This is a genomic window from Huintestinicola sp. (assembly GCF_050874005.1).
Classification (GTDB): Bacteria; Bacillota; Clostridia; order Oscillospirales; family Ruminococcaceae; genus Huintestinicola.
This window is the reverse complement of the sequence record NZ_JBNMJV010000001.1, coordinates 43,890-66,197: the sequence shown is the minus strand read 5'-3', so window position 1 is coordinate 66,197 and position 22,308 is coordinate 43,890. Positions and strand designations below refer to the sequence as shown.

At 47.0% G+C, this 22,308-nt stretch carries 18 protein-coding genes and 1 riboswitch; of the genes, 11 read left to right on the top strand and 7 right to left on the bottom strand.

The features are described 5' to 3' along the window. Window positions 1-29: 29 nt before the first annotated feature. Genes ACR0QN_RS00335 through ACR0QN_RS00325 form a run of 3 tightly spaced genes read right to left on the bottom strand, consistent with a single transcriptional unit; the run spans window position 30 to window position 3,064 of the window. A complete protein-coding gene (locus tag ACR0QN_RS00335) occupies window positions 30-1,022 on the bottom strand; it encodes an O-acetyl-ADP-ribose deacetylase (RefSeq protein WP_432649198.1) in 993 nt (330 codons plus the stop codon). Window positions 1,023-1,041: 19 nt separating this feature from the next. Next, window positions 1,042-2,082, bottom strand: a complete 1,041-nt coding sequence (gene mcrC / locus ACR0QN_RS00330) for a 5-methylcytosine-specific restriction endonuclease system specificity protein McrC (RefSeq protein WP_432649197.1) — start codon at window positions 2,080-2,082, stop codon at window positions 1,042-1,044. Beyond that, window positions 2,069-3,064 (bottom strand): AAA family ATPase, encoded by a 996-nt coding sequence (locus tag ACR0QN_RS00325; RefSeq protein WP_432649196.1) that lies wholly within the window; start codon window positions 3,062-3,064, stop codon window positions 2,069-2,071. Before ACR0QN_RS00325 ends, mcrC begins: the two co-directional genes overlap by 14 nt. A 939-nt stretch (window positions 3,065-4,003) precedes the next feature. Here ACR0QN_RS00325 and ACR0QN_RS00320 point away from each other — a divergent pair. The 5 genes from ACR0QN_RS00320 (at window position 4,004) to ACR0QN_RS00300 (ending at window position 10,981) form a co-directional block, all read left to right on the top strand. After that, window positions 4,004-4,186 carry a DUF4250 domain-containing protein gene (locus ACR0QN_RS00320; RefSeq protein WP_432649195.1) on the top strand — a complete coding sequence of 61 codons (183 nt, stop codon included), beginning with the start codon at window positions 4,004-4,006 and terminating at the stop codon, window positions 4,184-4,186. A gap of 18 nt (window positions 4,187-4,204) precedes the next feature. Further along, the gene (locus tag ACR0QN_RS00315) at window positions 4,205-4,915 is read left to right on the top strand and encodes a hypothetical protein (RefSeq protein ID WP_432649194.1); all 711 of its coding nucleotides are present in this window, start codon (window positions 4,205-4,207) and stop codon (window positions 4,913-4,915) included. Between the two features lie 18 nt (window positions 4,916-4,933). Then, window positions 4,934-7,798, top strand: coding sequence for a hypothetical protein (locus ACR0QN_RS00310; protein WP_432649193.1), 2,865 nt, complete (start codon window positions 4,934-4,936; stop codon window positions 7,796-7,798). A gap of 83 nt (window positions 7,799-7,881) precedes the next feature. Then, a complete protein-coding gene (locus tag ACR0QN_RS00305) occupies window positions 7,882-8,844 on the top strand; it encodes a diacylglycerol/lipid kinase family protein (RefSeq protein WP_432649192.1) in 963 nt (320 codons plus the stop codon). Then, on the top strand, window positions 8,837-10,981 hold the full coding sequence (locus tag ACR0QN_RS00300) for an ATP-binding protein (protein WP_432649191.1): 2,145 nt from the start codon (window positions 8,837-8,839) through the stop codon (window positions 10,979-10,981). Before ACR0QN_RS00305 ends, ACR0QN_RS00300 begins: the two co-directional genes overlap by 8 nt. Before the next feature lie 80 nt (window positions 10,982-11,061). On the opposite strand, the gene ACR0QN_RS00295 is transcribed toward ACR0QN_RS00300, so the two are convergent. Both ACR0QN_RS00295 and ACR0QN_RS00290 read right to left on the bottom strand, forming a co-directional pair. Next, a complete protein-coding gene (locus ACR0QN_RS00295) occupies window positions 11,062-12,345 on the bottom strand; it encodes a DUF1015 domain-containing protein (RefSeq protein ID WP_432649190.1) in 1,284 nt (427 codons plus the stop codon). Between the two features lie 5 nt (window positions 12,346-12,350). Continuing rightward, window positions 12,351-12,827 carry a GNAT family N-acetyltransferase gene (locus ACR0QN_RS00290; RefSeq protein ID WP_432649189.1) on the bottom strand — a complete coding sequence of 159 codons (477 nt, stop codon included), beginning with the start codon at window positions 12,825-12,827 and terminating at the stop codon, window positions 12,351-12,353. 194 nt (window positions 12,828-13,021) lie between these two features. On the opposite strand from ACR0QN_RS00290, the gene ACR0QN_RS00285 reads away from it, so the two are divergent. Beyond that, window positions 13,022-14,170, top strand: coding sequence for a GDSL-type esterase/lipase family protein (locus tag ACR0QN_RS00285; protein WP_432649188.1), 1,149 nt, complete (start codon window positions 13,022-13,024; stop codon window positions 14,168-14,170). A 463-nt stretch (window positions 14,171-14,633) separates the two neighbouring features. On the opposite strand, the gene ACR0QN_RS00280 is transcribed toward ACR0QN_RS00285, so the two are convergent. Next, entirely contained in the window at window positions 14,634-16,016 is a 1,383-nt protein-coding gene (locus ACR0QN_RS00280; protein WP_432649187.1) for a glycine--tRNA ligase, read from the bottom strand. 281 nt (window positions 16,017-16,297) lie between these two features. On the opposite strand from ACR0QN_RS00280, the gene gatC reads away from it, so the two are divergent. The 5 genes from gatC (at window position 16,298) to ACR0QN_RS00255 (ending at window position 20,873) form a co-directional block, all read left to right on the top strand. Then, entirely contained in the window at window positions 16,298-16,576 is a 279-nt protein-coding gene (gene gatC / locus ACR0QN_RS00275; RefSeq protein ID WP_432649186.1) for an Asp-tRNA(Asn)/Glu-tRNA(Gln) amidotransferase subunit GatC, read from the top strand. A gap of 20 nt (window positions 16,577-16,596) precedes the next feature. Continuing rightward, window positions 16,597-18,048, top strand: a complete 1,452-nt coding sequence (gatA, locus tag ACR0QN_RS00270; protein WP_432649185.1) for an Asp-tRNA(Asn)/Glu-tRNA(Gln) amidotransferase subunit GatA — start codon at window positions 16,597-16,599, stop codon at window positions 18,046-18,048. 21 nt (window positions 18,049-18,069) lie between these two features. Continuing rightward, window positions 18,070-19,521, top strand: coding sequence for an Asp-tRNA(Asn)/Glu-tRNA(Gln) amidotransferase subunit GatB (gene gatB / locus ACR0QN_RS00265; RefSeq protein WP_432649184.1), 1,452 nt, complete (start codon window positions 18,070-18,072; stop codon window positions 19,519-19,521). 261 nt (window positions 19,522-19,782) lie between these two features. Further along, the gene (locus tag ACR0QN_RS00260; RefSeq protein ID WP_432649183.1) at window positions 19,783-20,610 is read left to right on the top strand and encodes an Rpn family recombination-promoting nuclease/putative transposase; all 828 of its coding nucleotides are present in this window, start codon (window positions 19,783-19,785) and stop codon (window positions 20,608-20,610) included. Then, window positions 20,607-20,873 (top strand): hypothetical protein, encoded by a 267-nt coding sequence (locus ACR0QN_RS00255; protein ID WP_432649182.1) that lies wholly within the window; start codon window positions 20,607-20,609, stop codon window positions 20,871-20,873. Before ACR0QN_RS00260 ends, ACR0QN_RS00255 begins: the two co-directional genes overlap by 4 nt. 64 nt (window positions 20,874-20,937) lie before the next feature. Here ACR0QN_RS00255 and ACR0QN_RS00250 read toward each other — a convergent pair whose 3' ends face one another. Then, window positions 20,938-21,825: a YitT family protein gene (locus ACR0QN_RS00250; RefSeq protein ID WP_432649181.1), complete on the bottom strand. Its 888-nt coding sequence runs from the start codon at window positions 21,823-21,825 to the stop codon at window positions 20,938-20,940. Between the two features lie 224 nt (window positions 21,826-22,049). Continuing rightward, window positions 22,050-22,264, top strand: a riboswitch (cobalamin riboswitch). Window positions 22,265-22,308 lie beyond the last annotated feature (44 nt).

Genomic DNA, 22,308 nt, shown 5'->3' with positions numbered 1-22,308 from the left:
GGTGGTTTTGGTCGCATTTAAAGCGACATTTACACCCCGATAAGGCTCTGGTCAAAAGCAAACAGGGTCTCGTTTATCTCAAAAATATCATAGATCTTATTTTCAATAAAAAACTTTATTATCACGTCAAATTTAATGCTGTTTGAAAGGGTGTAGCCTGCCTTTTCAAGCAGCTTTTCCGTTTCCTCAAGGTCAAGCTCAAGGGCTATGGCAAAGGATATGACAGTCTGCTTTTTGGGGCGGTAATCCGCATCGCTTCGTATCTTTGAAAAGAGCCTGCGGTCGATATTCGCCTTTTTGTAGACCTGCACGTCCGTAAGACCCTTTTCGTCTATCATTCTGAGCAGAGCCTGCGAGAATGACTCGTCCATATTCTCAAAGGAAATTGGTGCGGCGCAAGTCTCCGCTGACAGCTGCACGGCTTTGGGAGCCGCTTTTCTGAACATCTGCCCGCCGAAAACGCTTCTGCTCCTGCCCTCAAAGTCGGAATGCTCCTCCGCATAGTTATCGTCAATATACTTGCGGATATTTTTAAGCAGCTTTTCGCTGACCGAAACGGCGTTTTTATCAAACACCACCAAAGTTATATCCATCTCATTGTCGGAAAGAAAATCGCTTATTGCAGATGTGGCGACCTGAAGCGCCTTGTCCTTGGGATATCCGTATACCCCCGAGGATATGAGTGGAAAAGCCACCGAAGCGCAACCCCGCTCCTTTGCAAGAAGCAGGGAATTTTTATAGCAGGAATACAAAAGCTCTTTTTCGCCGTGACCGCCCCCCTGCCATACAGGTCCTACGGTGTGGATTATGTATTTGCAGGGCATATCATAGCCTTTTGTTATCTTAGCCTGCCCCGTTTCACAGCCGCCCAGAGTGCGGCACTCTCTGAGCAGTCCCGGACCTGCCGCACGGTGTATTGCCCCGTCCACTCCGCCGCCCCCAAGCAGGGAGTTATTCGCCGCATTTACAATGGCGTCCGCTTTAACTTTGGTTATATCGTTTCTGATTATGGTAAACGGCATAAAATTGCTCCTTTCGGTTTTATAAAATTTCCGGTATATTGTTAAGCTGACTGCATATGCTGTTAAAATCCCCACGCAGGTCAAGACATCTCACATAAAATTTCTTATTGCAGATATTTACCGCACAGCCCTCATCGGGAATGATATCATCGCTTGTTTTCGCATAAAGAAGCATACCCGAAACATCTCCCGAAAAGCTTTCCGACTCGTTCATCACATAGGTGAATATCTGATATAGATTGTGGGAATGAAAGCTGTGCTTGCCGTAATTCTCCGCTGTAGTGTGAGAATAGAATTTTGCGTCGATTATAAGCCGCCTGTTCCCCTTTGTGAGCATTATATCCGACTGCATTTTCGGGAAAAGCTTTGCGCCCTCCCCCGAAAATGCCCATTTTATCTCTGAGGACGAGGGAGACAGGGCGCTGTGATGAACGGTAAAGTAATTCAGTATAAATTTTTCGTACAGCTTAGGCAGGTTGTCCTCGGAGAAATCAAGAATCTTTGCCTCGCCGTCATTTTCCGAGTGGAGCATATTCTCGCAGATTATCCTGCACACGCTCATAAGCAGGCGGTATTCACGGTTATTCCTGCTGTATGAAAGCCCGTCCCACCGTATATCCGAAAGAGATACCTCCGATACCTGCCCGAAATACCGTATAAGTCTTTTCAGCTCGTCTGTCTGCCCGGGTCTCAGCTCCGAACGGACAAGCAGTATCATTACAGATTTAAGTATCCTGTTCATAAGGGTATCTTCGGTATATTCGTCATAGCTGCATACAAGCCTGCGGCGGATAAGGCTGCCCCTGTTAACCGTTTCGGAAATGTCTATCCGTCCTCTGACGAAAGATTGCTCGTCTGTGCAGCTTTCATAGCTTCTGAGCAGTCCCTTTTTAAGCTGATAGGATACCCCTCGGATAATTATCTCCGCCATAAGCTGACGGATATTGTCAAATTCCTCGGGACAGACGGAAACTATCCCCTGTTCCCGCAGGTCACGGAAAGCATATGCAAGCATATAGTAGATATTTCCTACGGGTATGCTGTCCTTATACAGTTTCATTTTCTTCTCCGTCCGTAAGCAATGCTTCAAGCTTTGTACGCTCGCCATTTAACTTGTTTTCGTTATCAAACCAGTATTCCTCGATAGTTGGGATAAGCTCATAGCGGATAATATTTTTTACAAGCACATCGTCTATCTCATCGGGAGATTTGCAGAAATAGCTGTGTCCTATCTCAAAGCCTTTTCCAAGAGTTTTATCCTCAAGGATAGTTTTATTCAGCTCGCACACGGCTCTGACCGCCTTATGAAACAGCTTGCAGTCAACATTTTCATACTGACTTTTAAAGACGGGATTTTCAAAGGCAGGCTTCATTGTATAGAACGCAAATCGCCTGCGGAGAGCGTAATCTATCATAGCAAGGCTGCGGTCGGCGGTGTTCATCATTCCGATTATATACAGATTTTCGGGAACGCTGAACCTATCTCCGCTGTAAACAAGCTCCGCCGAATAGCCTTCTCCACGCTTGTCCGCCTCTATGAGCATAAGCAGCTCGCCGAAAATTTTGCTGAGATTTCCCCTGTTTATTTCGTCGATTATAAAGAAGTAGCTGTGTTCGCTGTCTGTTTCGGCTTCTTTGCAGAACTTCTTGAAAACGCCGTCGTTAAGGGTAAATCCACCGTCCTCGGCAGGTCTGTAGCCCTCCACAAAGTCCTCATAGGAGCAGCTTTGATGAAACTGAACTGTTTTTACCCTGCTCTCGTCCTTTTCTCCCATAAACGTATATGCAAGACGCTTTGCGGCAAAGGTTTTTCCTACTCCCGGTGCGCCCTGGAGAATTATGTTTTTCTTGTGGGTTAGGAGGGAGTGGAGGGTGTGGTATTCTTTTTCGGATATGTAGACATCGTTGAGAAAATCGTTTTTGGTATAAGGGTGTGCTGTGATATCTTCGATAACTTCCGCTTCGGTGCTGTCATCATTATCGGGGTCATAATCAACAAGTCCCCAAATACCCTTTCTGATACCTTCAACAGAATAAAACAACTCTGCATTTCCATCTTTATAAGTTTTGGTTTCTTTGCAATGTTTTTGGATATAAAGAGAAACGGCATTTTTCCAATTAGGATTTGTTTTGATATAGGGAAGTTTATCTCGTCTTTCAATCTCTTTTGTTATTTCTTTAAGCGATGCTATTCCTCCTAAAGTTTTTAATGCGGCGATTATTTCGCTGATGTAGGTTATTTTACCCTCATCGCCATTCAATCCATATTTTTTTACCCAATAATTGTGATTAAGAAACAACATATAATCTTGGGGTTTGTTTTCAAATGTAAAATCAAGTAAAGCATTTGCTAATTCATTTTCAGAACTGCGCACAACTTTCCATATGGTATTTCGTACGGTATAGAAATACCATTTTTTTGTTGGTGAACATCTTTGCCAATCGACTTTAAGTGTTCTGCCGTCTCCAAGATTTTTAATAACTGTGCCAATTGCCTTGATTTCCATAACAGAAGCTGTCTGACCGTTAATATCAAACGGCAAATCATTTTTTTGAGTATAGGAAGATTTTATTGCAATTTTATCTCCCACCTGAACTGAATTTACAACATCAAGATATTTATCAGTATATCCGTTAACCCATAAGCCATTTGAAATATATTCTTCTTCTCTGTGTTTATCTCCCTCACCTGTATATGCTCCAACGTACCAGCATACATTTACCATTTCATTGTTTTCCTTGTTTGACATTACCGAAACATCTCCCTTAATTCGTCATTTCATTTTCTATAATTATACCACAAATTTCCTCGGAATACAATTCCCTATGATAATATCATATCATATTATCTGTATAATAATAAGGACAGCATAAAAAAGACAATAAAAAAGTATGCATTTCCCCATTTTCCCCTTGCAGAAAGTCAAAAAATGGAGTATAATATAAAGTGGAATAAAATTATCCAAGGAGAAAAAAGAAAAATGAGCATACAAATACCAAATGACCCCATAATGCTCCTGAGCGTTGTGAATATGAAACTCAGAGACAGCTATCCCTCTCTTGAGGCTCTCTGCGAAGATATGCAAATTTCCCCCGAGGAGCTTGAGAGCAGGCTCAGAGCTGTGGGCTATGAATACAGCAAGGAAACCAATCAATTTAAATAAACAGGAGAACATACTGCTATGAAACCGCAGAAGCTATACGAAATATTTACCGAAGCCCTTTGCGACGAAAGGATAAAGGCGGAGCTTATTGAACTTATCGCAGGAAAGGCTGATGAGGACAGGCTCGAGGGACAGACAGAGCTTTTCCCCAGAACAGACGCAACCGAGCTTAGTGCCGAGAATGCCTCTCTTTCAAGAAAAATTGCTCTTTTAGAGCTTGAAGCAGGCAGGCTCCGGACCGAAAACGCCGAGCTTACCTCCCAGCTCAAGCGCTGCAAAGAGACCCTTAACAGCTATTGCAGCTCTTACGCTATGCAGATATCCCTCTATGAAAAATACAAGACCCTGTCCGAAAGCTCCGCAAGAGTAATGAGCGGCATTTTCAAAAACAACACCCTCAGCGGAATATTTCTCTGCGGCGTTCTTCCCGAGAATTTAAAGAGCCTCAGAGACTATACCGAGCAGCTTGCCATAAACAAATACGAAGAATCGAAAGCGGACATTGCAATTCTCTGCGAGCTGTATGCATATCTGCTCTCCTGCTACAATTCCACATTTACCCGTCCCGTGTACAAGCTTACCGAGGTAAAAGCGGGAGATGAATTTGACGAAAAGCTTCATCACAATACAGACACCGCCAAGCAGGGCAAAATAAAAACTGTGCTGCTTCAGGGCTGTATCGCCGCCGCAAACGGCAAGGTCATCAGAAAAGCTGTTGTTACCCTATAACGAAAGGCGTGAATTACCGTGGATACTAAAAAGATAAGTCTGATACCCACCGAAAGGGATTATATCGCCAATGCGGTGATAGGCCGTATTCCCCAGACTGTGGAGTCTCAGGTCAGACTTTTCGATCCGCTTATCAAAAAGCTTCTCTCCGTTCTGGGAGAACTGTGGGTAAAGATATCCAACCGCAGCGTGTGGTTCAATACCGCCGTAAGCGGGATATTTCCCGATCTTGACCTTTTTGAGCCGTCAAAGCAGAATGTTTTTTTCTCCTTTGCCGAGACTAAATTCATAAAAAGCTTCGAGGGCTTTGACGGTAATCTTATGACCCTCCCCGAGTTGAGAGCTTCGGGCGTGGAGAAACTGTCGAAATTTTCCGGAAAGCTCTTTGCTTTCAAGGACGGCGGACTTACTAAGGCATATGACCCCACAGACGGTACAGTTTACGGATTCAATACCGCAAATCATCACGAGGCTGTTTGTATCCCCTCCCTGCGCTTTACCCGCAAAAACGGACTTCCCCTTGCAGGCGAGGAGCTTATTATGGTGCTCCTTGACAAGGAGCTTGTGCCCGCAGGGCTTACTCCTGCCGAGGAGGACAGCTTTTATGACCTGATAAGACTTAACAAATCCGACAGAGGATATATGGGTCTCTCCCCCGAGGGACATATATTCTTTGACTGCGAGAAGCTTTCGGGAGATATCGCCGCAGGCACATTCGCAGGCAGCGTGAACGGTCTGGACTTTTCTATGGACACCCTCCTTGCGGTAACAAGGATAAAGGCGGACGAGGACTTTTCCAAGGCGCTGAAAATAAGCCTGCTAAGCTGTGAAAAGCGCCGTGCGGACATTGACCCATATGATGAAAAGCTGCTCTCCGACCCAAACAGAGGTCATTGGGAGCTTTGGAGCAATGAGGGCGGCGACCCTCCCTATGCAATTGAGATATCCGAGCCGCTTATTGCCCGAAATCCCCTTTCGGACGTGGACAGAGACGGCATAATCGCCATTGACTTCGGCACAAAGAGCACCGTTGTGGTATATCAGAAATCCTCCGAGCACACCCTGCCTATGGCTATAGGTACGGGCAGGCTTGCAGACGCAGGCAAGGCGGAGCATTACGAAAATCCCACCGTAATGGAATTTGCGGATATGGCGACATTCCTTTCAAAATACTATTCCCGTACAGGCAGACCCGAAACTCTCTGGGAAAACCTGCCCATATCCCACACCGCCTACTCGGATATGAAAAACAGCGCCAGCAGGGATTATTACTCATTCTTCTGCGACTTAAAGCAATGGGCAGGCGAGGGCAGCTATCCTCTCAGGATATGCGACCGCTCCGGCGGAGAATATCTCCTGCCGCCCTATATGAGCGGTGAAGCCGCAGATTTTGACCCCATTGAGCTGTATGCTTACTATATCGGTCTGTATATAAACAATATGCGAAACGGCATATTCCTTGATTATTACCTTTCCTTCCCCGTCACCTTTGAAAAATCTGTCCGTGAGCGTATAACCGCCTCCTTTGAACGGGGACTTATGAAGTCTCTGCCACCTTCCATTCTCGAAAATGAGGAGGTCATGGCGGATTTTCGTGTGGACGGCTCTGTAAGCGAGCCTGCGGCATATGCGGTATGCGCCTTAAAGGAATACGGCGTATTTCCCGAGGAGGGCGAGGAATTCCACTACGGCACATTCGATTTCGGCGGCGGCACAGCTGATTTCGATTTTGGCGTATGCAGAACGTCGGACAAGCGCAAATTTGATTATACCATTGAAAATTACGGCGCAGGGGGAGACAGATATCTGGGCGGTGAAAATCTCCTTGAGCTTCTTTCCGTCACCGTTTTCCGTGATAATTACGACAAGATAGCCGAGAAGGGCATAACCTTTACCCTGCCGCCCCGCTGCCCCGAATTTGCAGGCTCTGCGGCGGTCGTGGCACGCTCCAAGGAAGCAGAGGCGAATATGCGCCATATGATGGAGCATCTGCGTCCTCTGTGGGAAAATACGGAGGGCTTTGCAGACGAGTTTCAGAGGGGCATTATCTGCGTTGACCTTTTCGACAGAAACGGTGAGCTTATCCCGAGATTTGAGCTTGAAGTCTCCGCCGAAAAGCTTGTCGGCATTATAAAAGACAATATCAGCAGGGGCATTGACAATTTCTTCTCCTCAATGAGCCTTGCCTATACCGCAGCAAACGCTTCTGTACCCGACAGAGTGAACATTATGCTTGCGGGAAATTCCTGCAGAAATAAGCTTGTTTCAGAGCTTTTTGAAGAAAAGTTTGCCGAGGGAGCAGAAAAGCTCCGCAAGGCTCTGGATACCGACAGGGAATTTGAATTTGTCCTCTATCCGCCGCTGGGTACGGAGGAGGCGTGCAGGCTTATGGAAAGCAGGGGCATAGACCCCCATCGGGGCAGCCTTGAGCGTCCAACAGGCAAAACCGGAGTGGCATTCGGTCTCATTATGTGCCGTAAGGGCGGCGTTATCGAGCGCAAGGCTCTCAGCGCAAAGGAAGAAGAAATTCCATTCAAGTATTTCATCGGCTTTAACAAACGTGGCCGCTTCACTATCCTGTCCGATGAAAATGCGCCTATGACCCTTTCGGGCAAGCCTGACTACAACGTATGGTACAACTTCACCGACGCCGACGAGGACACCTTTGAGATATTCTACACTCCCCTTCCCGAGGCGGTCACAAACTCCCTGCCAATTGAGCAGGTAATGAAGAAAAAATGCAGGCTGAATGTGGTATATGAAAAAGCCTGCGTATTCGTCCGTGCTTCGGGGCCAAAAACGATCCAGTATGTGGCTGCGACGGAAAACGGCATAAACTTTGACACATATCTCGGAAAGATAATGACAGTTGAGCTTGACTGACAGTAAGTTTTTAAACGGGAGATACAATCCGTCTCCCGTTTGGCTTTTTAAACAAGCCCGTAAAAAGAAACAGGGGGATCATTGTGACTCACATTTTTATAATCAATCCCTACTCGGGGCAGAGCAGTCTTGCAGGCGACCTGCGTGACAGGCTCAGCCGAATAAGCGGTCTCAATTATTATGTGTTCAATACAAGATGTGCAGGCTATGAAAAAGATCTGGTGGGAAAGGTGCTGCATTTTTTCCAGGGGGAAAAGCTGCGCTTTTACTGCTGCGGCGGCTCGGGAACTATGCGGAATATGCTCTGCGGATTTGATGATCTGTCCGATGCGGAGGTGGCATTTTTCCCCTGCGGAATGACCAACGATTTTCTCAAGGCATTCGGCGCAGATGCAGAGCGTTTTAAAAATATCGAAGAACTGATAAACGGTGACATCATCAATGTGGACTACATAAAAACTAACTGCGGCTATGCTCTGAACACCATTTCATTTGGACTTGACTCCAATACTGTACGGCTGACGGACGAATACCGCATTCTGAAAATATTTAACGACAATCTGCCCTATACTATGGCAATAATACACGCCATACTCCTGTCACAACAGCTCAGTTACGACATTGAGATAGACGGGAAAAAAGTCTCGGACATAACCGCAGAGACCATATTCGGAAACGGTAATATTTTCGGCGGCAATCTGTATTTTTCCGACTCGGACGACATTACCGACGGCACAGGAGGCTATCTGAACGCACCGAAGCTCAACACTATAGAAGAAATTAAAATGATGGGCGCTCTTATCAAGCGTGATATGGACTATGGACGAAAAATATGCCGCTGCGGAGAATTTCAGCGGTTTGGCATACGCCGCACAGACGGTTCACCCTTTATGCTGAATTTTGACGGCGAGCTGCAGAGCGGCATTACCTCTCTTGAGGCTCAGATAGTGCAAAGGGGACTGAAATTTGTAGTCCCGAAGGGAATAAAAGTCCCGAAGGGAATAACAGTGCCAAAGGAAACGGAAGGGGGTGGCGGAAATGAATGACGATTTTTACCGTGGAAGCAAAAACGGTTTGTTTTTCTTCTTTATCGGAGCGATAATAGTCATTATCTCGGCTGCGGCATTGAAGGTCGCTTCCTTCCCCATACGAACCGCAGGCGGCTTTTCCCTGCTGGGTGTTTTTCTGGCGCTGGTATTTTTGCAGAACAGGATAAAAAAGCGTGCCTATCAGATACTGCAGACCGGTTCATTTATGCTCATAGCCGTAATGCTGGGGTGCGTCTTTCAAAGCACCACCATATTCTTCTGCACAATGGCACTTCAATGTGCAGTAATGCTTATGTATATGGATTCGGGATTTATGCGGATACAAAGCATAATAATGACGGGGATCTTCATTGCTGTGGGGCTTCCTTCATTTATGGGATCTCCAAGAGCGGCAGACCCATTTCAGTACATTGCCTGCGCTCTGACCGTTATGGGAGTACAATGGATGTGCCGCAATGTGGCGAAATTCGTGGAGCTTCGTGACCGCAGAAACAGAGAGCAGGAGAGAAGCCTTGACGACCTTCTGAAAATTGTCGAGGACAAGTGCGACGAGGCAAGAGCCGCAACTAAGAGCAAATCGGACTTTCTTTCAAATATGTCCCACGAGATACGCACTCCCCTGAACTCCGTTCTGGGAATGAACGAGCTTATCCTCCGTGAAGCCGAGGACGAGAGCATAATAAACTACGCCTCCAATGTGGAGACCTCGGGCAAGCTGCTTTTGTCACTTATAAACGATATCCTTGATTTTTCAAAAATAGAGTCGGGCAAAATGGAGATAGTTCCCGTAAGATACCAGATAGCTTCGGTGGTAAATGACACCGTTAATATGCTGAGCCGCCGCTTCGAGGAAAAGGGTCTTGAGCTGAAAATAAACGCCGACCCCGAGATACCAAGCTGTCTTTTCGGAGACGAGGTGCGTATACGTCAGATACTCACAAACATTATGACAAACGCCTTAAAATACACCGACTCAGGCTCTGTCACCCTTACCGCAGGCTTTGAGAAGCAGTCGGAGGACAGCGTGCTGCTCATTCTCTCCGTAAAGGACACGGGCAGAGGAATTAAGGAAGAGGACAGGGATAAGCTTTTCTGCGGCTTTACCCGTGTGGATCAGGTGAAAAACAGAAATATTGAGGGAACGGGTCTGGGACTTTCCATCACCTCCCGCCTTGTGTCGATGATGAACGGCACTATTGAGGTGGAGAGCGTTTACGGCGAAGGCTCGGAATTTATAGTAAAGCTTCCTCAGAAGATAATCAGCGCAGAGCCTTCGGGAGAGTTCTGCACCCGCACAGAAAGCGCTCCCGACCGCCGAAAATACCGTGAGAGCTTCACCGCTCCCGAGGCACGTATTCTCGTGACCGACGACAACAGGTCAAATCTTCTTGTGGCGGAGGGGCTTTTAAAGCCCACAAAAATTCAGGTGGACTGCGCTTCAAGCGGATACGAGTGCATAAACCGTCTCAGAGCAAATAAGTATGATGTACTGCTTCTCGACCATATGATGCCCGAAATGGACGGTGTGGAAACGCTGAAAAAAATTCGGGAAGAAAATCTTGCTCCGGGAATGCCCGTTGTTGCCCTTACTGCAAATGCTGTTTCGGGAGCGAGGGATATGTATGTGGAATACGGCTTTGAGGACTATCTTGCAAAGCCTATTGCAGGAAACAGCCTTGAAAAAATGCTCTTAAAGCTTCTTCCTCCCGAGCTTGTACATATGTCCGATGAGAATGCCGCCGAGGAAACGGCAGACACAAAGGAAACATCCGATATAAAGCCCTCGGAGCTTATTGACCGAAGCGTGGCAATGACCTACTGCAGTAACAGCGAGGAGCTTTATTTGATAATCCTGCAAGCCTACTGCGAGGAATTTGAGGAGAGAGTAAAAAAGCTTTGTGATTTTTACGAGCAGAAGGACATTGACAATTACCGAATTGTTGTCCACTCCTTAAAAAGCACCTCTCTGAACATCGGCGCAAAAGCTCTTTCCGAGGAAGCACGCACTCACGAGTTTGCCGCAAAAGACGGGAACTGGGAAGTCATTGCCGAAGATTTTGACAGGCTTATGGAGAATTACAGAGCGGTCAATGAGGAGGCGATGAAAATCGCCGGGGAGCTTGAGACAGGCTGAGACTGCAGCCGCCAAATTCCGATTTGGTTCGTTTAAAAAAATCTGCCCGTCCTGCGTCATATCCGCAGAACGGGCAGTCATTATTTTATGCGCCTTGCTTCAACATAATATCTCTTGTCCTCGGCGTGTCCCATAGAAAATGTCTTTCTCGGAAGTGCGCCGTCCTTTATTACTGTGGGGAAAAGCTCCTCCTTGCCCATATCGGGAAGAAGTATGCCTGCGCTTCGTGGAGCAGCCGACAGACGCTTTACCACATCTGCGCCGTGAATGTAGTCTATCTTTCCGCCATTCTCTTTAAGATATCCGTCAAGGAAGCTCTGAACGCTGCCTACGGTGAGATTTGAGGTGGGATTTGATATTCCAAATCGCTTCACATCACCGCCGCACACCCATTCAAAGGACTGCATATTTTCGGAGATATCCTCGGTAAGCCCAAGTGCAGCGGTCATTTTTTCAAGGAGATCTTCGGTGTCGATATCGGTGATTATCCTGTGGATAGCCTCGAACTCCAGCGCCTCGCTATGAAGATTTACTATTTCCGCAAGAGCATAGCGGGCAGGGTGATCTGACATATCCTTACCCGGATTTTCACGCTTTAATTCCTCGTAATACTCCTTTGCGGTGGCGAGGGAGTGGTTTCCGTCGCCCATTGCATACAGCAGAACCGGAACGTCCTTTATGCCGTAGCGCTTTTCAAAGTTTTCTTTGCTGCCAAGCTTTGCAAGAGCCTTGTCGCAGTCGTCAATATCCTCGCCGTGAACAAGGTAGCCCTTGATACTGCCGCCGTTTTTCATCAGCGTAAAATCATAGACCTTTTCAAGGGAGTTTTTCTTTTCGCCTATCTTCTCGATGACCGTCTTTTCGGGGTCGTCAATGAGTATCATTATGTGGGGCAGCTCCAAGGGCGCACCACGGCGAACCTTGAGTCTGGGGGGTATGCGCTCGGCAACGGTGGCTTCGGTGGCTCTTACGGGAGATGTGCTGCCCTTGCGGAAATCATACTGCTCCAGGTCTATCACTCCCACAAGTCCCTGACGGAGCTTGCCTGTGCTGTCGGTGCGCTCTACATAAATAAGTGAGTCCTTGTATTCCTTGAATATGCCCTTGTCAAGATAATCGTTCATTGTGCGGCGAATATCCTCTATCCGCTTTTCCGAGTCGGGGCTTTCAAGATATGCTTCGGGAAGGATAAGCTTTAATGCGGAGCAGCTGTCTCCTGCGATCTTTGCGGCATCTTCCCAGTATTCGGGCTGTGATGTGAACTGGTCGCAGGCAACAACCGCCCATTTGCTCATATTCTGAGCGGCAGGGAGAAGTATATCGGCAGCGCCAAAAGCTGTTGATGATCTTTTCACTTTATTCATTCCTTTCATTCTTCGGTAAAACTCAGCTTCATTGACATATAAATGGACTTGTCCTCGATGAATTTAAGCTTTTTGTACAGAGGATAGCCGCACTTTGTGGCACGAAGCTCTATGTAGGACAGATCCCACGCTTTGCCGTCCTCTATCGCCATATTCACAAGAGTTTCGCCAATTCCCCGTCTGCGGAATTCGGGAAGGGTGTAGACGTTCATCAGCGTTCCCGTTTTTCCCGTAATGAACAGGGGGCTGGCAGGCTTGTTTATAAGCAGGAAGAAAACGCAGCCTGCCGCTCTGCCGTCCTCCTCCGCAAGATATACAACACAGTCTCTGTTAAGATGCTCCTGAAAATAGCCCTTTGATTTATCGGCTATCTCGTCAAACACCGACTGCTCAAGATCCTCGTGAGTCTCGTGCATATACCCCAGGCGCAGCTCTATCAGCGTGGGGATATCCGCAGGCTTTGCTTTTCTGTAGGTTATCATTTTCTGCAGGTCCTTTCACTTTTTCTTTTATTTCAGATTATAGCACATTATGGTTTGTATGTCAACCGAGAGAATAATATAAGCTCCGTGGGATTCACCCTGTGATACAAAAACTCTGCTGCTCCAATAAGCACTTGACAGCAATTTCCATAAATGATACAATAAAGAAAAACAATACCGAAAGGGAGTTTGCTATGAATATCCGTAAGCTTTTGGCTCTTGTTTGCGCAGGGGCAATAACAATGGGAATGACCGCCTGTACAGGGGAAAAGTCTGACCCTGTAATGACTTATGTTCCCTCCTCCGAAAACGTTAAGCCCCTGGGCAGAACAATGGTTACAGATGATATGCTCTGGCTTGCATTTTCAGGCTCGGGAGCCGAGTTTACCGTAAGCGGCACAAAGGCTGAGATAGTCATCGCAGGAGATGACAACGCCGAAAAGCCCGACAACGAGGACGATAAGGCAAGGATAGCGGTATATGTTAACGGCGAAAGAGTGGTTGACGATATGATAGACCACGCTGAGGAGACATACACCGTTTTTGAAAGCGAAGCTCCCGCAGAATGTGATATAAAGATAGTCAAGCTGTCCGAAACTGCAATGTCCACCTGCGCCGTCAAGTCAATAACGGTGGAGGGCGGTGAAATAAAGCCTGCCGAGAAAAAGGAGCATTTCATCGAATTTGTGGGCGATTCCATCACCTGTGGATACGGCGTTGACGATGAGAACAGAGATCACCACTTCTCCACCAAGACCGAGGACGTGACAAAGACCTATGCCTACAAGACCGCAGAGGCTCTGAATGCAGATTACAGTATGGTATCCATCAGCGGCTACGGCATTATCTCAGGCTATTCCGACGGCAAGAAAAAGGTGGCAAACCAGCAGCTTCCTAAGTATTATGACAAGCTGGGCTTTTCCTACGGCACATTCAAAGGAAAAAAAGTCAGCTCCGAAAGCTGGGATTTCACAGGCTATACTCCCGATGTTATAGTTGTAAATCTGGGCACCAATGACGAGTCCTACACCAAAAACAAAGAGGACAGAATAAAGGATTACACCGATTCCTATGTTGAATTTTTAAAGACTATCCGTTCAAATAACCCCGACTCGCAGATAATATGCACCCTTGGCATAATGGGCAGCGGACTTTATCCCTATGTTGAGCAGGCGGTTCAGAACTACACCGAGGAAACAGGCGATACAAAGGTCTGTGCAATGCCCTTTGACGTTCAGTCCCCCGATGACGGCTATGCAGCTGACTGGCACCCCACCGATGCGACCCACACAAAGGCAGCCGAAAAGCTCACCGCTGAAATAAAGAGCGTTATGGGCTGGTAAAAAAAATTCCCCTCAGCCGCAGATATACGGCTGAGGGGACAGCATTTTGCGATTGTGACCGATTTGTAATTGACAAAATATGCCGAAAAATGTATAATATAATCGGTACATACGGTAACGAATAAGCCAATAAGAGCATAACGCTCTGACGGTAGGCGGCGTGTCTCCTCTTTTCCCTTGGTATTCTTAAAGGGAAGGAGGTGCAGATGTAGATGACGATAATCGAAATTTGTGCGGTTTCAGCGCTTGTCGTTGATGTAATTCGCCTTATCATAGAGATTCTGAAATACAGAAGCAATAAAAAAGACTGACCGCCCAAGTGCAAGTTGAGCGGTTAGCAGTCTGACATCACGTTAGCGACATAAAAAAACCATTCAGGAAACACGCCGTCTACACGGCTTATCCTTTATTAGTATTATACCACATTCCCCCTTGTTTTGTCAAGGGGGAATTTTCTATTATATCAATACTCAAGCTTCTTGTCAATATAAGCGATTAGCTCGTCTATCTTGACTCTTTCCTGAGCCATAGTGTCTCTGTCACGAACGGTAACGCAGCCGTCCTCGAGGGTGTCGAAATCGTAGGTGATGCAGAAAGGTGTGCCGATCTCGTCCTGACGGCGGTAACGCTTGCCAATCTGACCTGCCTCGTCATACTCAACGTTCCACTTCTTTGCAAGCTTGGTGTAAAGCTCTATAGCAGGCTCCTTGAGCTTCTTTGTAAGAGGAAGAATTGCAGCCTTAACGGGTGCAAGAGCGGGGTGGAGGTGCATAACTGTTCTTACGTCGGACTTGTCGCCCTCGCCGATCTCCTCCTCGTCATATGCCTCGCAGACAATGGTGAGGAAAAGTCTCTCAACGCCGAGAGAAGGCTCGATAACGTAGGGAACGTACTTCTCGTTTGTCTCGGGATCGAAATATTCCATAGACTTGCCGCTGGTCTTCATATGCTGAGTGAGGTCATAGTCGGTTCTGTCCGCAATGCCCCACAGCTCGCCCCAGCCGAAGGGGAAGAGATACTCAAAGTCGGTAGTTGCCTTGGAGTAGAAGCAAAGCTCCTCGGGAGAGTGGTCACGAAGTCTCAGGTGCTCTTCCTTGATGCCCAGACCCAGAAGGAAGTCCTTGCAGTAGCTTCTCCAATACTGGAACCACTCAAGGTCGGTGCCGGGCTTGCAGAAGAATTCAAGCTCCATCTGCTCGAACTCTCTTACACGGAAGATGAAGTTGCCGGGAGTGATCTCGTTTCTGAAGGATTTGCCCACCTGACCAACGCCGAAGGGAACCTTTTTGCGGGTAGTTCTCTGAATGTTGTTGAAGTTTACGAAAATACCCTGAGCGGTCTCGGGACGGAGATAAAGCTCAGCCTTGGAGTCCTCGGTAACGCCCTGGAAGGTCTTGAACATCAGATTGAACTGACGGATATCGGTAAAGTTCTTCTTGCCGCACTCAGGGCATACGATATTGTTTTTGTCGATATATTCGAGCATCTTCTGATTTGTCCAGCCGGCAACGTTTGTGCCGTCAAAATCCTCAATGAGCTTATCTGCACGGTGACGTGTCTTGCACTCCTTGCAGTCCATAAGGGGGTCGGAGAAACCGCCGATATGACCCGAAGCAACCCAGGTCTGGGGATTCATAAGGATAGCGGAGTCAAGGCCAACGTTGTAGGGGCTTTCCTGAACGAACTTCTTGAGCCACGCCTTTTTGATGTTGTTTTTAAGCTCAACGCCGAGAGGACCGTAGTCCCAGGTATTAGCAAGACCGCCGTAGATCTCGCTTCCGGGATATACAAAGCCTCTGCCCTTACAGAGAGCCACGATCTTGTCCATAGTTTTTTCAACAGCCATTTTTTAAACCACCTTTTATATTTTCCTGCCGGTCTGCGGCAGATATTTTCATAGTTATATTTAATTATATTCCATATCGGGGCTGTTGTCAAGTGATTTGGTTTATCTTTGCATAAAACAATTCCAAAATTAAAAATAATTTGCAAAAAATTAAATCTCCCCGAAATTTTGCACTCACTGCGAAAAATACTTGCAAAACCGCAAAAAGTATGGTATAATAATTAGGTATTATTGTCTGCGGCTTGCACGCAGCGAAAAATCAAGAGAAAAGAGGAACTTATATGGAGCTTGATATGGTCAAATACCTTGCAAAGCTTGGAAAGCTCAGCTTCACCGACGAGGAGCTTGAGCAGGCTGTTAAGGATATGACAAGCATTATCGAAATAATGGATACCATCAAGGAAATAGACATTGCCTACGACCCTCTCAAGGACAATCACAACGTTTATCTTAAGGATCTCAGAAAGGACGAGGCAAAGCCCTCTCTCCCCACCGAAAAGCTTTTGCAGAACGCCGTACAGAGCGAGAACTGCTTTGTAGTGCCCAAGGTCGTTGAATAAAAATTAAGGAGTTGTGTTTAATGGAAGTAACTTCCCTTACCATAAAGGAACTGCGAAATAAGCTCGATAAGAAAGAAATTTCTGCACCCGAGCTTACAAAGGCATACCTTGACAGGATAAAGGCTGTAGACGGAAGCCTTGAAAGCTACATCACCGTCACCGAAAGCGAAGCCCTCTCCGCTGCAGAGGCGGCTCAGAAGAAAATTGACGCAGGCAGCGCTTCACCACTCTGCGGAATACCCCTTGCAATAAAGGACAATATCTGCACAGACGGCGTAAAGACCACTTGTGCTTCAAAAATGCTTGAGAACTTCATTCCTCCCTACAACGCTACCGTTATGGAGAAGCTTGAGGCAGAGGATATCGTAATGCTGGGCAAGACCTCTATGGACGAGTTTGCAATGGGCGGCTCTACCCAGACCTCCGCATTCAAGAAGACTAAAAATCCCTATGACCTGACAAGAGTTCCCGGCGGTTCTTCCGGCGGCTCCGCTTCGGCTGTGGGCGCAGACCTCTGTGCTGCGGCTATCGGTTCGGATACCGGCGGATCGATCCGTCAGCCCTCTTCATTCTGCGGAGTTACAGGCCTCAAGCCTACTTACGGCAGAGTTTCCCGTTACGGTCTTGTGGCATTCGCAAGCTCCCTCGACCAGATAGGTCCCATTGCAAGAAGCGCAGAAGACTGCGGAATTATCCTTAATGCCATTGCAGGCTACGATCCCCACGACGGCACAGTTTCCAAAAATCCCGTTGATGATTATACATCAAAGATCGGTATGGATATGAAGGGCGTAAAAATCGCCGTTCCTGCGGAGTTCTATGCAGAGGGCATTGACGATGTGGTAAGAAAGACCGTTCTTGCTGCGGCTGACAAGTACAAGGAAATGGGCGCAGAGCTTGTTGAATGCTCTATGCCTTCTCTGAAATACGCCGTTGCCGCATACTACCTCATTTCCTCCGCAGAGGCTTCCTCAAACCTTTCCCGTTATGACGGAATAAAGTACGGTCACAGAAGCGACATCTCGGGCAATTACAACGAGCTTGTCACCGCTTCAAGAAGCGAGGGCTTCGGCGACGAGGTCAAGAGACGTATCCTCCTGGGAAACTACGCTCTCTGCTCGGGCTACTATGACGCTTACTACGGCAAGGCTATGGCTCTCAAGCAGAAGATCAGAGAGGAATACGGCGAGATATTTGAAAAGTGCGATATGATACTCACTCCCACCGCTCCTACAGTTGCCTACGGCGTTAACGAGAATATCGACGACCCCAAGAAGATGTATCAGGCAGATATCTGCACCGTTACAGTTAACATCGCTTCTCTCCCTGCAATTTCCACCACCTGCGGCTATGACGAAAAGGGTATGCCCATAGGTATGTCACTTATCGGCAGAATGTGGGACGAGGCTTCCATTATCGGCGCCGCAGACGCATTTGAAAAGAACTTCAGCCGCATTGCGGCAAAAATATGATCAGAAAGGGTGAATGAAGCTATGTCAGTATCAGATTACATTCCCGTTATCGGTCTTGAAATACACTCGGAGCTGCTTACCAATTCAAAGGTATTCTGCACCTGCTCCGCTGAATTCGGCGGCGACAGAAACACACGCTGCTGCCCCGTATGCTCGGGTATGCCCGGCACTCTTCCCGTTATCAATCAGACTGCTGTTGAATATGCGGTAAGAGCAGGCTATGCTTTAAACTGCGACATCAATAAATTCTCCGTTTTCGACAGAAAGAACTACTTCTATCCCGACCTTCCCAAGGCGTATCAGATATCCCAGATGCCCCTGCCCCTGTGCATTAACGGCTCTGTGCCCATCGAGTACGAGGAGAACGGCGAGAAGAAGCAGAAAACTATCCGCATAAACCGTATCCACCTTGAGGAGGACGCAGGAAAGCTTATCCACGATGACTTAAACGGCGTTTCCCTCTGCGACTACAACCGCTGCGGAATTCCCCTTATCGAGATAGTTACCGAGCCTGATATGTCCTCTCCCGAGGAGGCAAGAACTCTCGTTGAGACGATCGCCCTGCTGCTCCAGTATTCGGGAGTTTCCGACTGTAAGATGGAGCAGGGTTCTATCCGTGCGGACGTTAACATCTCCCTTATGAAAAAGGGCGACACCGAGTTCGGCACAAGAGCCGAGATAAAGAACGTTAACTCCCTCAAGTCCATTTACCGCACCATTGAGTTTGAGATAAAGCGCCAGGCTCAGATACTCGACAGAGGCGGCAAGGTAGTACAGGAGACAAGACGTTTCGACGCAAACCGTGGCGAAACAAAGTCTATGAGAACCAAAGAGGACGCTCACGACTACAAATATTTCCCCGACCCCGATATCCTGCAGGTAAATTTCTATGACGAGGACCTTGAGAGAATAAAGAATTCTCTCCCCGAAATGCCCAAGGACAGACTTGCAAAATACATCGGCTTCGGCATTCCCGAGAAGGAAGCAAAGGTCATTGTCAACACCAAGAAGATATCCGACCTCTTTGAAGAAGCGCTTAGATGCTACAATAATCCCAAGTCTCTCGTTAACTTTATCAACGGCGAGATAATGAGACGTATGAACTTAGGCGAGATCGACATTGACAAGCCTATGTTCACCGCAGCAGATATCGCAAAGCTTGTGGAGATGTCCGATACCGACAAGGTAACAAAGAACGACGCCAAGGAAATTTTCCGTGAAATGGCTGAAAAGGGCGGCGACCCCGAGGCTATCGCTAAGCGTGAGGGTATGCTCATTGTCAGCGATACGGGCAAGGTCCTCGAAGTAATCGAAAAGGTGCTTGCCGCAAATGAAAAGGCTGTTAACCAGTACAAGGGCGGAGACGTCAAGGTATTCGGCTTCCTTATGGGACAGTGCAACAAGGAGCTGAGAGGTGCGGCTACTCCCAAGGTTGTTAAGGAAGAGCTGGAGAAGAAGCTCAAATCGCTTTGATTTAATATAAAGAGATTTTTTACGGGGAACGGTCTCGTTCCCCGTCAGCGTGTTGAAAAAGCTTAAAGCTATAAATAAAAAAATGATCACAGAAATTGGCTTCAATACTTACGTTACCGAGCCACAAAACGAGAAAATTATTGCTATCTTTCCAACGAGGTGGCTCAGCGACACGCTGCGGGGGACGTTTTCGTCTCCCGATTTTTTTGCTTGAATTTTTATGTGTTATGTGTTATACTAAAGAAAAGGGAGGCGATAGCTATGGGACGTGACGTTGTATCGGCAAAGCTTGATGTAATATTCAAGAAAATTTTTACGGAAAACAGGGATATGCTCCACGATTTTATCTCGGCAATTCTTGATATACCAAGCGAAAAAATTACAGAGATAACCATAACAAATCCCGAGCTTCCGCCCGAGAGCGCTTTGGGCAAATTCAGCAGGCTTGACCTGAGTCTTAAAGTGGACGACAAGCTTGTGAATGTGGAGATACAGGTGAAGGAGCACGCCGATTATCGTGACAGGACACTTTTTTACTGGGCAAAACTCTATACATCGGAGCTAAAAAGCGGCGAGGATTACGGAGACCTGAAGCAGACCATTGCAATTAACATTATCAACTTTAATATGTTCAGCGGTGAAAACTATCATAACGAGGTAGTGACCACCATCAAGGACACGGGAGAAATTTTCTCCGATAAATTTTCCATTCATTTCTTTGAACTGAAAAAGATAAGCCGCAAGCCAAACCCCAAAAACAGGAAGGAACTGTGGCTTCAATACATCAACGCCGATAAGGAGGAGGAGCTTGCTATGATTGAAAATACCAATGTGCCTATTATGCAGAAGGCTGTAAGGGTCATTTACGATATGAGCGAGGACACACGTGTCCGTGAGATAGCCCGTATGCGTGAAAAGGCTCTCCACGATGAGGCTACTTATCTGAAAGAGGCGAGGGAAGAGGGAGAAGCAATAGGACTCGTTAAAGGCAGAGCCGAGGGCAGAGCTGAAAGAGACGATGAGATCATTGCCCGAATGAAAGCGATAGGTTATTCAGACGATGATATTAAGGGGATTTTTGGCTTATGAGTGAAGAAAAATTCAGAGTAATTTACGATACGAGCGAGGAAACGAGAATAAAGGAGCTTGCCCGTATGCGTGAAAAGGCTCTTCACGATGAGGCTACTTATCTGAAAGAGGCGTGGGAAGAGGGCTTTGCCAAAGAATACGCTGAAGGCTATGCTAAAGGTTATGCCGAAGGCTATGCCCAAGGATACGCCGAAGGCTATGCCCAAAAGAATCAAGAAATTGCTGCCCGAATGAGAGAATTGGCTATTCGGAAGATATTATAAATGAGATTTTGACTAAATAAAATCATCTCCCCGTCATACTGTTTGAGGTATGTCGGGGAGAATTTTATTTATCCGATTTAAGGCTGCTGCCCATAATATCCGAAACGTCCGTAATGGTCACAAAAGCTTTTTCATCGTGCTTTGCAACGATAGCCTTGAGCTTTGCTATCTGGAAACGGTTCACCACGAAGTAAATAATGGTCTGTTCCTTGCCCTTATAATAGCCGTGAGACTGAATGTGGGTTATGCCGTGACCGAAGGTCTCCGAAAGCTCTTCGCTTATCTCGTCCTTTTTGCTTGTAATTATCATAGCGGACTTTGCCTTGTCGAAGCCCTCGACGATAAAGTCAACCGTTTTAATGGCGGCGCAGTAGGTGATTATTGAGTAAAGAGGAAGAATAAAATCGCTCAGGATCGCACCTGCCGCAATATAAAGAACAGCGTTGTAAATCATAACAAAGTTGCCCACCGTAAGCCCCAGCCGCTTTGCAAATATCACCGCCATAACTTCAATTCCGTCAATGGCACCGCCGAAGCGGATAGTGAGACCGCTGCCCACGCCCGAGATAAGTCCGCCGAAAATAGCGCACAGAAGCAGATCGTTTCCCGCAACGGGAGAGCCTGCGCTCAGGTCAAAGCCGCACATATACGTGATTATGTAGGAGGCTGCCGAATACACAATGACCGCAAATATGGAATAGACCGTAAAATGCATACCCTGCATTTTCGTTCCGAAGATGAACAGGGGAACGTTCAGGATAATGAGAAACACCGACATAGGTACCGCAGGGAGCAGCCTGCACATGAGCATTGAGGTTCCCGAAATTCCGCTGTCGTAGAGATGAACGGGGGCTAAAAACAGGTTTACTCCGATGGCATTGATAATGCCTGCCGCAAGGAGCATAAGGAAATTTATTGCCTTGAACTCGCTTAAAAAACCTTTTGCTTTCATAACATATACACTCTCCTTTTCTTTATTCTTATAACTATAGTATAATATATTTCAAAAAACTTGTCAATGCTAACGGGAAAAGCATTTTAATTTTGTATGATATCCCCAAAAAGCGTGGGCGGTGAGACTTTAATTAGTGCAAGGCTATGATTTTAAAATTTTGCACTTGAAAACCGTTTCACATATGGTATAATTAGTATGACAATGTATGCATACAAGTCGAAAATTTAATAAAGGCAAACGGTGCCCCGGCGGGCTTTTCTGTCCGGTCCGGGGGTAAAAGGGAAGCAGGTGAAAATCCTGCACGATCTCGTCACTGTGATAAGGGAGCGAACGGGCAAAGCCTTGCAAAAGGCAGTCACTGACCATAGCGGTCGGGAAGACGTCCCGTGAGTGATGATCTTTAAGCCAGGAAACCTGCCGCTTGTCTGTACAGGGTTTAAGTACCCAAGATCACGAGGTATTGATCGTACATATCGGACA